We start from the raw sequence: 11,537 nt of genomic DNA on the forward strand, positions 1-11,537 counted from the left end.
TAGTTATGCCCTATCCCGATAGAAATCTTCATCGGGATAGGGCATACTTGTATTTGTTGGTTTTTCTTAGAATCTACGAAGTCATTCATAGAAATCTTCACTTTTTGAATAAGAAATTACATTCTGAAATGATTATGTTTAAGTTACACTGTAAACAGTAATTATCACAGCATAGTAATTTGTTACATACAAATTACTAAGAAGGAGTGTAATAAATGGAAGTGAAAAAGAAACATGAGAGGAATCTTGTGCTTATGAGTAAGAAGCTAGGGGTATTTTTATTAGCGCTTACATTATTGCTAAGTATTGTACCAAGTGCTTCGATATATGCACAATCCAATGAAGACACCTTAGAGAACCCATTTATATGGGCTGACGTTCCCGATCTCGATGTCATCAGAGTAGGTGATGCTTATTATATGAGTAGTACAACCATGCATATGAACCCTGGTGTTCCTATTATGAAATCATATGATCTCAAAAATTGGGAAATCGTCAATTATGTTTACGATATGCTTGCTGATAATGATGAACAAGCACTTAGAAATGGAAAAGACAATTATGGGAAAGGTTCATGGGCAAGCAGCTTAAGATACCATAATGGCAAATATTATGTGGCATTTGCTTCCTATGATACTGGCAAAACCTATATCTATCAAACAACAGATATAGAAAAGGGTCCATGGACCCATTCAGAGCTTGATGGCGTTTATCATGATATGTCATTGCTATTTGATGATGATGGACGTGTCTATATGGTTTATGGCGGCGGTGATATTAAAGCCATTGAACTGACTGCAGATGCGACCGCAATCAAAGCAGGCGGCTTGAATAAAGTCATTATTCCTAATGCGAGCCTAGTTGCAAGTACAGCGGAGAATGTCAATCTTCAAGCTGAAGGCACGCATATCCAAAAGATTAACGGTACATATTACGTATTCAATATAACATGGCCTAAAAATTCTGGTCGTGTTGAAATCATGCATCGAGCAGACCGTATTGATGGTGTATACGAAGGCAAAGTTGCCTTAAACAATGCTGGTATCGCACAAGGCGGTATCATTGATACCGTTGATGGCAAATGGTATGCAATGTTATTTGGAGACCGTGGCTCAGTCGGACGTATACCTTACCTAGTGCCAGTTACATGGAGTGATGGTTGGCCAGTATTCGGCATTAACGGTACGGTTCCACAAAGTATGGCTATTCCCGTTAGTGGTGTAGCATCTAAGAACAATTTGGTAGCTTCTGATGAATTCTATCAAAGCTCCCAAAAAGTGGGGGCATCGCATACCGTTATTAATACAACTTCAACTACAGCACCTACAGTGCCAACACCTGTGACACCACTACCTATAAATGAAGGAACAGAACTTTTTGTGAACGGTGGGATGGAGAACGGGTTAACGCCATGGGAGAAACATGATACTGCAACGGTTGCGGTATCAACGGATGAGCATTTTAGCGGAAGCAATAGTTTATTTATTAGCGGCAGGGGAGCTACTGGTGCTGGTGTGCAACAATTTGTTACTGGAAAAATAAAAGCGGGAGCTATCTATAAATTTTCCGCGAAAGTGAAATATAACTCAGGTCCTGCTACGAAGCAGTTTAATCTCGATTTCCAAGATGGAGATTGGACGACGATCAAGATTCTTGGATCAGGCATCATGACCAAAGGTGAATGGGGCACAATTGAAGGCACCTATACGGTTCCGGCGGATGCAACCTTCACTCAACCACGTATATTTATTGAAACGGTCTGGACATCAGCGCAAGATCCCACGAATGATTTAATGAATTTCTACGTCGATGATATTTCTTTCGTGGATGTAACGCCTGACGGGAACCTTTTGACAAATGGTAAGATGGAGAAGGGGCTAACGCCTTGGGAAAAACATGATACTGCAACGGTTGCGGTGTCAACGAATGAGCATTTTAGTGGAACCAATAGTTTATTCATTAGTGGACGGGCAGCAACTGGAGCTGGTGTGCAACAGTCTGTTACCGGAAAAGTAACGGCTGGCAGTAAATATAAGTTTTCTGCCAAAGTGAAATACAACGCAGGTCCTGCTACGAGAACATTTAATTTCGATATCCAAGATGGAGATTGGACGACGATTAAGGTACTTGGATCTGGCGTCATGACCAAAGGTGTGTGGGGCACAATTGAAGGCACCTATACAGTTCCTGACAATGCTGTTTTTAATCAACCGCGTATATTTATTGAAACTTCCTGGACAGCAGCCCAAGATCCGACGAATGATCTAATGGATTTCTATGTCGATGATATTTCTTTCATAGACGCTACGCCCGCTGGCGGTTTGGATAAAGCGAAGAACGGGGAATACGATTACAATGGATCTAATCTTGGATTAGTGTGGCAATGGAATCATAATCCCGATAATAACCACTGGTCCCTTACGGAACGTCCTGGCTATCTAAGACTTACTACTGGAAGAAAGAGTACAAGTATTCTTGATGCCAGAAATACACTGACCCAGAGAACATTTGGTCCAGAAAGCTCAGGAAATGCTGCACTGGACATCAGTAAAATGAAGGATGGCGATTATGCTGGGCTCGCTGCATTCCAAAAGGAGTACGGATTTGTAGGGGTGAAAATGTCCGGGACTTCGAAATCCATTGTTATGGTGGATGGCAGTTCTGGAACTCCAGTTGAAAAAGCTAGTATTCCTGTCACTCAGGATAACGTATATTTTAAAGCTGAATTTGACTATAAAAATCAGACAGATAAGGCTTATTTCTATTACAGCCTTGACGGCATTACATGGACAGCAATAGGGAATACATTGCAAATGCATTATACATTGCCTCATTTTATGGGATATCGATTCGCATTATTCAATTATGCAACGAAAACAACAGGCGGTATTGTTGATTTTGACTATTTTAGAATAGATAATAAATTGACAGGAACGAATTCGCCCGCAACAGTGCTCCAGGCAAATCTAGCGAATGTTCCGAATGTAATCGGCGTTCAGAACATCGAGCTGCAAGTCCCAGTTCAAATGAATGCATTACCGAATGGGAATTATTCAGCAATTTCAGCTTCCTTTTATATACCGAAGGAGCTCACGGTAACGGGTGTAGACTTTAATACGGCTAATATTGTTGGAGAACCTTCTTATACGTTTGCCAACAATCAATTGCTTTTACATGTAACTGGAAATACCGTAAACTTTGCAAATAATCAATCTTCTAATGTGTTCGCAACGATTAAGTTAAAGGTTAATGGTTTTGTCCCTGCTGATCAAACCGTTCAAATTAAGACGGATTACATCAAAGTTGATGGTGGAAATGTTCAATACAATGTTAACAATACCGTATCAAACATTGGATTAAAGCAACTGCCTACAAAGGCATATGCCAAGATTCCAGGGTATGCGAACCCGCTTATGAGTCATATATTAGGAGCAGATCCGTTTGCGATGGTTTATGACGGCAGAGTGTACATTTATATGTCAAGTGACGATTATGAGTATGATTCAAATGGAAATATCAAAGATAATTCATTTAGCAATTTGAATAGAATATTTGTGATATCCTCAGCGGATATGGTCAATTGGACAGATCATGGTGCAATTCCTGTAGCTGGAAAGAATAATGCGAATAATGGCGCGGGTGTTGCCAAATGGGCAGATCTATCTTGGGCGCCAGCAGCAGCACATAAGAAAATGAATGGTGTAGATAAATTCTTCCTTTATTTCGCAAATGGTGCTAGTGGAATTGGTGTACTCACCGCGGACAGTCCGATTGGACCATGGGCAGATCCACTGGGCCAAGCGTTGATCACGAGTAGCAGCCCTGGAGTTCCTGGTGTAGCATGGCTATTTGACCCAGCCGTATTGGTTGATGATGATGGAACTGGTTATCTCTATTTTGGTGGGGGAATCCCGGGTGATCCGAATCCAACCCCAGAGCAAATTGCTCATCCGAAAACGGCTAGAGTAGTGAAGTTAGCTGCTGATATGATTCATATGGATGGGGCAGCTGTTACAATTGATGCTCCTTATATGTTTGAGGATTCAGGTATTCACAAATACAATGGTAAATATTATTACTCGTACTGCTCTAATTTCTCTGGCACACACCCGGATGGAACACCTCCCCCTGGAGAAATTGCTTACATGGTAAGTGATAGTCCTATGGGTCCGTTTACTTACGTTTCACCGATCCTGAAAAATCCGTCTGTATTCTTTGGCGTTGGCGGTAATAACCATCATGCGATTTTCGAATTTAATGATCAGTGGTATGTGGTTTACCATGCTCAAACGGTTAGTAAAGCAGTCGTAGGAGATGGCAAAGGATATCGTTCTCCTCATATTAATAAGGTTGAGTATTATGATAATGGATTAATTAAAGATATTAAGGGGGATATGAAAGGTGTATCCCAGATAGCGAATCTTGATCCTTATACGAGAGTTGAAGCTGAAACGATTGCTTGGAACGCAGGTATTCTTACTGAGGTGAGCACAGCACCAGGCAACCCGCTAGCAAGCCTTAACCTCGATGTAACGGATATTAATAACGGAGACTGGCTGGCAGTATCTAATGCTGACTTTGGCGATACGGGAGCTGCTTCGTTCGAAGCAAACATCGCATCCACAGTAGGCGGTAAAGTAGAAATACGTTTGGACAGTCCGATTGGTAAGGTGATAGGAACGCTTGATGTAGCTGCTACTGGTGGTAGTCAAGTATGGCAGTTGCTGAAAACGAATGTGGAAAATGTGAAAGGGATCCATAATGTTTTCTTCATGTTTAGTGGCACAGGCAATAACTTATTCGCTATGGATTATTGGAAATTCAATACGAAACCGACGGGGACAGATGTCATTCCATTAGAATCTGTCCAGATTGTAAACGGAGCGCAGACTGTTAAAGTAAATGAGCAATTGACCTTTAACGCTGTAATCAATCCATCAAGCGTAACGGATGCAACATATCTATGGGAAACAAGTGGCGGTATTAGCATTGTAGGCAGCAACAGCAATGATGCGGTAACCATCAAAGGAACCAATTCCGGGACAGGATCACTTAAATTAACAGTCATTGGCGGTGGCACGGAGAAAACGTCCGATACGTCGATTACAGTGACGCCAGCAAGTGTAGATCCAGATCCAAATAGCGATACATTAGAATCAGTTACAATTACTAACGGAGCTCAATCGGTTATCGTGAATGATCTCTTAACTTTTAACTCCGTCATCCATCCAACTAGCGTAACGGGTGCAACGTATCTCTGGGAAGCAAGTGGCGGTATTAGCATTGATGGAGACAACAGCCAAGATACGGTAACAATTAAAGGAAACGCGGCTGGAACAGGAACACTTAAATTAACAGTTCATGCGGGTGATACGGAGAAGTCAGCTGAAACGACGATTCAAGTAAAGCCAATAAGTGTAGAAACAGTTGCGATCATGAATGGAGCCCAAACTGTTACGGTAAATGATCTTTTAACTTTTGACTCGTTAATAAATCCAACTAGCGTAACGGGTGCAACGTATCTCTGGGAAGCAAGTGGCGGTATTAGCATCATTGGAGACAGCAGTAAGAATTCGGTAACCATTAAAGGAACGAATGTCGGAACAGGGTTGCTTCAATTAACAGTCCATGCTGGAGGCACAGAGAAGACGGTTCAAAAGACGATAACGGTAATTCCACTGAATAACAACAGTGATAGTGGTAACAGCGGTACACCGACAACACCAACAACACCAGTGACAAGCGGTAAAGAGGCTGACATTCTGGTTAACGGAAAAGCAGAAAGTGCTGGAAGCACAGAAACAACTAAAGTGAATGGCCAGACAGTCACGACTATTGCATTTGACCAGAAAAAGCTTGATCAATTGCTCGCGGTGGCTGGGGAAAAAGCTAACATCACTGTGCCAGTTACTGGCGATTCCGATGTTGTAATTGGTCAATTGAACGGTCAGATGATCAAAAACTTACAAGCAAATAAAGCTGTAGTAGAGATTAAAACTGATCGAGCAACGTATACGCTGCCTGCACAACAAATTGATCTTCGTGCGATCTCAGATCAAGTTGGAGGATCAGTCGCTTTGCAAGACATTACAATTCAGATTCAAATCGCTAAGCCATCCCCTGACATGGTAAAAGTCGTGGAGAATGCAGCAGACAAAGATAAGTTTACACTTGTCGTTCCGCCGATTGAATTTACAGTTGAAGCGAAGTACGGCGACAAGCACATCGATCTATCTAAATTCAACGCTTATGTAAAACGAACGATTGCGATTCCTGATGGTGTAGACCCGAATAAGATTACTACGGCGGTTGTTGTAGAGCCTGATGGAACTGTTCGTCATGTACCAACTAAACTTGTCATCATAGACGGTAAATATTATGCAGAGGTTAGCAGTTTAACGAATAGTACGTACTCCCTGATTTGGCATCCAGTATCATTCTCTGATGTCTCGACGCACTGGGCAAAAGATGCTGTGAACAATTTAGGATCAAGAATGATCATTGGTGGAATTGGCAATGACCTATTTAATCCCGACGCAGATATTACTCGTGCTGAGTTCGCTGCCATCATAGTTCGCGGATTAGGCTTGAAGTTGGAGAATAGAACACCGAACTTCTCTGATGTAAAGGCTGCGGATTGGTATAGTAGTGCTATTATGACGGCTCAATCCAGCCATCTTATTGACGGTTTCGAGGATGGCACTTTCCGCCCTGGAGACAAGATTACTAGAGAGCAGGCCATGGTTATAATTGCTAAAGCGATGGCAATCACCGGTTTGGAAGCGAAAATCACAAACCACAATGACGCTGATGTATTACGTAGTTACACAGATGCAACAGAAAGTGCACCTTGGGCAATGAGTGGTATTGCTGATAGCATCCAAGCGGGCATTGTAAGTGGAAGAGACGAAGCCATTCTTGCACCGAAAGCTTATATAACAAGAGCTGAGGTTGCTAAATTGGTACAACAATTGTTACGGAAATCTGATTTACTATAATGATCACATAAATTAATACTGCGAATATGGTGCCCTACCCCTTAAACATTGCTTCTGAGTAAGGGGTAGGGCAACTAATTACACTAAGATGAAAGTGCTTACTTTATTAAGGGGGGGGATATATATGTTGGAAATGGATAATATCAAAAAAAAGCATCAATACACCGTATCCGTCAGAGTTGATAATCGTAACGCGAAAGGGCTTCTTCTCAAGATGAAGGAAAAGCTGATAAGTGAAAACGAGCTCTCCTCGGAAAACGGGCTCTCTTTTACTGCGTATGCTTGCATACAAGAGAATATCCTTGTAGTCGCCGCCGATCGGATATAGTGCTGATTCGATTTGTGCTTCGCTGTACGGTTCAATCACTCATACAGATTCCGATACTCCGTTGGAGTTCTTTCTGCAACTTGTTTGAAAATTCTACTGAAGTAATAAGGATCCGGATAGCCTACACGCTGAGAGATTTCTCTAATAGAGAGATTCTTTTCCTTTGTAAGCAAATATTTGGCGTGATTGATGCGCACGGTTGTCAAGTATTTGGAAGGCGGCCCCCCCGAATGTTTGATGAAAATTTTACTAAGATAAGAAGGATGAAAATTAAAGTGCCTGGAGATCGATTCCAGTGTAATTTCTTCATAAAAGTTTTCTTTTAAATATAGTTGAACCATCTGCACGATTTCTTCAGGTGCACGCATCGTTTTCTCGGAAGAAGGCAGTGACTTAGGTAACTGCCTTTTGTTTTCAATTGACATCTTAATCTTGATTAGGACTTGTTCTAATTCGCTGGTGATGATCGGCTTTAATAAGTACTCGTTCACATTGAATTTAATGGCTTGACGCGCATAATCGAAATTGTTGTAACCACTGATGATTACCTTTTCGATATGGGGAAATTGAAGTGAGACTTGCTTTAAGAGCTCTAATCCATCAATGGCAGGCATTTGAATATCCGTAAATAAAACATCGACAGTATTATTTTCAAGTACCTTCAACGCGGACAAACCGTCTTGAGCAGTACCAATGATGACAAAGGCAGTATCTAGAGATTGAATTTTCTTAACAATATTATTCAAAATCAATTCTTCATCCTCAACGACTACAACGCGAATCTGTGTTGTATGCTCCACTTCGACTCACCCCTTCAACGTTTTCCTCCAACGGTAACCTTTGCCCCGCCATCTGGTAAGTTAACAGTTTGCATATACAAATCTGAACTGTAAGAAATTTTCAGCCTGAGATAAATATTCAGTAGTCCCATACCATCAAGCTGCAGGCCAGGAATGATCCCGGTTTGTTCGATTTCCTGAATCCTATTCGTAAATTCAGCGATGGCACGCTGATCAAATCCAGGTCCATTATCGGTAACTTCTACGAACCAGTGGTCGTTCTCCTGATATCCTCTCACCTTAATTGTCCATGGAGGCAACAGTTTGGATGAGTACTTCAGTGAATTCTCAACAAGTGGTTGAATAATTAATCTTGGAACTGGAATATTTTTCATATCATCTGCCATTTCAAATGTATACAGAACGTTTTGTTTATGTCTGATTTTAATACATTCCAGATACTTTTCGGTATAAGCTAGTTCAGTTTCTAAAGGGACAAGAGATGAATTATCAGCGGATATGTATCTTAACATCATGGATAAATTCTCAATCATGATTACAATTTGCTCGTTCATATTTTCTTCGGCCATGATGGAAATCGTAGTTAACGTATTGTATAAAAAATGAGGATTCATCTGCGATTGAAGCGCTAACATTTTAGCTTGAAGTTCCTGTAACTGGGACATTAACAATTGGTCCATGGATTCTTTCAGTCGTTCGCTCATCTTGTTAAAAGCGAACTGCAAGCGATCAAGCTCGTTTAAACCGCTGTTTAGTTCCAAATGTGTATGAGAGGTGATACCGACTAAGTTTGTGGATTTCATAGTGGCATGCATTCTTGCTATGGGCTTTGTGATTCGTTTAGCTGCAAGGTAAGAAAGTGAAATAGCAAGTAGTAGAATGGCGAAACTAACCATGGCGATTTTCTTGGTAAAATCATTTAAAGGGCCTAATAATTGCTGTTCGGAGACAAGTAGCGCAATGTTCCAACCTGTGTACTCGGAATGAGCGATACTATAAATTTCTTTCTCATTTGTAATAGGGTTACGGATGTTACTCATAGCTGAATGGGAATTGGTTTGCAGAAGGGTAAAGTAAGAAATTTGTTCCTTAGCTTTGGTGTCAATGGGGTAAATAATGTTCCCATTATCCGTATATACAATAACCTTTTGCCCGTCGTTGTGCTTCATGTAATCATTAATGTTGGTAAATAATTTGTCTGCATCTTGCTTGACTTCTACGATACCTTCCGGGGTATTATTAGCGTCAAAAAACAACCGAACCAGTGAGATGGAATACGCATCCTTGGAGGATAGGAATAGTGAAAGCTCATCATCCTTCTCCGGAATTGTGATGTATTTGCCGTTGGTATTTGCGAGCACATCTTCATACCAAAGTTTATTAGGCAAGTTTACTTTCGTTCTCCGGTTGTCGATGCCGGATCCAAACATGTTTCCTTCTAAATCATATAGATTAATTTGATTAACCGGGAGAGCAGGTCCATTTGCTGCAACTAAAATGTCTGCTAGATCTTTATTGTTATTGATCGTGTCGCCAGATCCCCCAGTAAATTTGAGAAATCTGTCTTTCACTAGATTGGAATACAAAATATTTAAGGATACAGAGTCAATTCTTCTAATTTCTAGGTCTAATTTGTCCTGCATGGATTGTGAGAGATTATCAAGAGATTCAACAGCCTTTTTCTTTAATAAATCGGATGACCAGATATAGAAAGGTACAACCACTAACGATAATACCACTATGATGATTAAGGAATAGGTCTGAAAAAGAACGAATCGAATGGTACGTTTTTGAATGACCATAGTCTCCTACTGAATACATGAATAAGATTTTTTATGTTTAGTTTGCGGTGTTTATAGGGAATTGTCAAAAGAAATTTGATGGAGGTAAAGAATGTCCAGTTATAAAGCATTGTAAATCCATGGAAGGTAGAAATGAAATGCATATATAATGAAAGCGTAAACATTATCAACGACAAGTGAAAAGGGGAAACGAGACCAATGAAAAAAACTTTTACGGTGATTGTGTCGATTGGGATTATGGCGTCTATGTTAGCAGGATGTGGAAGTAAAACGGAGACCGTAACACCAGCAGCTTCAAGCGGTGCTACCAATAGTGCGAAATCAACAGAAATGCCAAAAGAAAAAGTTACACTGACATACATGGCTAGCCAAGATTGGATAAAGGATTCCGAAATGCAGCTCGCAAAGAAGTTTGAGGCCGAGACAGGCATTCATATCGATTACCAAATCGTTCCATCAGATCAGTACCAGAATATTTTGAAGACGAAACTCAATGCGAAGGAAGCCCCGGATATTTTCGGTGGACAGGACGGACAGCTTGATTTGAACAATTTGTACGGTGTCGAAAAAAATGCGGTTGATTTAAGTGGAGAAGAATGGGTAAAACGAGAAGACCCTCTGTTTGTAGAACAAGGATCCTTTAATAAAAAGGTGTATGCACTGACCATTTGGGATCCAAGTTATGACTGGGTTATCGTATATAACAAAAAAATATATGAAAAGCTAAACCTAAAAGTGCCGACTACTTATGCTGATTTTAAAGCAGTATCAGAGAAGATCAAGTCTGCAGGCACGACGCCTATTTATGAACCCGTGTCTGATGGCTGGCATCATGTGCTTTGGTTTCCTGAGCTTGGGCCTAAATTCGAAGAAGCAAATCCTGGATTAACGGATAAGCTAAATAGTAATAAGGAGCAATTCGCGAACGTACCGATTATGGAGCAAGCACTTACGCAACTCAATGAACTTGCGAAGTCGGGTTACATGGGAGATAACTACTTTTCAAATACGTACGCTGATACAGAAAAGAACATGGCAAGCGGCAAATATGCGATGACGGTGTATAATCTTGGGCTGCCGGCGCAAATCGAAAAAGCGTTCCCAGAGGTTAAGGCGGATACATTTGGCTATTTCTTGATGCCGCTTGCTGACAATCAGATATTAAATGTGAACCCTGCTGCGCCAAGTAAATTTATTTATTCAGGATCCAAACACATTGATTTGGCAAAGAAATATTTTCAGTATCTGACGAAGCCAGAAAACTTGCAATTCTATTTGGATAACGAACCGAAGTTCTTAGCTTTGAATTTCAAAGATATTAAAAACCGTTACACACCTGATCAAAAGGCATTCTTTGATACGTATGGCAAAAAACAAGGCACTGTGTATCAAACATCCATTAGTTACCTAAATCCGCAATGGATGGATATCGGGAAAGACATTTCAGCGATGTTTACAGGGAAAATGCAGCCTAAGGATATTTTGAAGGGCATCGATAAGAGAAGAAGTGATGCCGCAAAAGCAGCCAAAGATCCTGCTTGGGCACAATAGTTTGACGAAAGTATAAATTCAGAACAGCCCAGTGAATAGGATAATGCCTCTTGCTGGG

At 40.8% G+C, this 11,537-nt stretch carries 5 protein-coding genes; 3 read left to right on the forward strand and 2 right to left on the reverse strand.

What is annotated here, in order from left to right:
* Positions 1 to 254 precede the first annotated feature (254 nt).
* Together GC096_RS38840 and GC096_RS23505 are read left to right on the forward strand one after the other, a co-directional pair.
* Positions 255 to 6,998, forward strand: coding sequence for a family 43 glycosylhydrolase (locus GC096_RS38840; RefSeq protein WP_246302918.1), 6,744 nt, complete (start codon positions 255 to 257; stop codon positions 6,996 to 6,998).
* A gap of 124 nt (positions 6,999 to 7,122) precedes the next feature.
* The gene (locus GC096_RS23505) at positions 7,123 to 7,326 is read left to right on the forward strand and encodes a hypothetical protein (RefSeq protein ID WP_171633657.1); all 204 of its coding nucleotides are present in this window, start codon (positions 7,123 to 7,125) and stop codon (positions 7,324 to 7,326) included.
* 35 nt (positions 7,327 to 7,361) lie between these two features.
* On the opposite strand, the gene GC096_RS39380 is transcribed toward GC096_RS23505, so the two are convergent.
* The gene (locus GC096_RS39380) at positions 7,362 to 8,126 is read right to left on the reverse strand and encodes a response regulator transcription factor (RefSeq protein WP_171633659.1); all 765 of its coding nucleotides are present in this window, start codon (positions 8,124 to 8,126) and stop codon (positions 7,362 to 7,364) included.
* Positions 8,127 to 8,140: 14 nt separating this feature from the next.
* Positions 8,141 to 9,928, reverse strand: coding sequence for a sensor histidine kinase (locus tag GC096_RS23515; protein ID WP_171633660.1), 1,788 nt, complete (start codon positions 9,926 to 9,928; stop codon positions 8,141 to 8,143).
* A 198-nt stretch (positions 9,929 to 10,126) separates the two neighbouring features.
* Between GC096_RS23515 and GC096_RS23520 the strand changes: the two genes are divergently transcribed.
* On the forward strand, positions 10,127 to 11,479 hold the full coding sequence (locus tag GC096_RS23520) for an ABC transporter substrate-binding protein (RefSeq protein WP_171633662.1): 1,353 nt from the start codon (positions 10,127 to 10,129) through the stop codon (positions 11,477 to 11,479).
* Positions 11,480 to 11,537 lie beyond the last annotated feature (58 nt).

Source organism: Paenibacillus plantarum (assembly GCF_013141695.1).
GTDB classification, from domain to species: domain Bacteria; phylum Bacillota; class Bacilli; order Paenibacillales; family NBRC-103111; genus Paenibacillus_E; species Paenibacillus_E plantarum.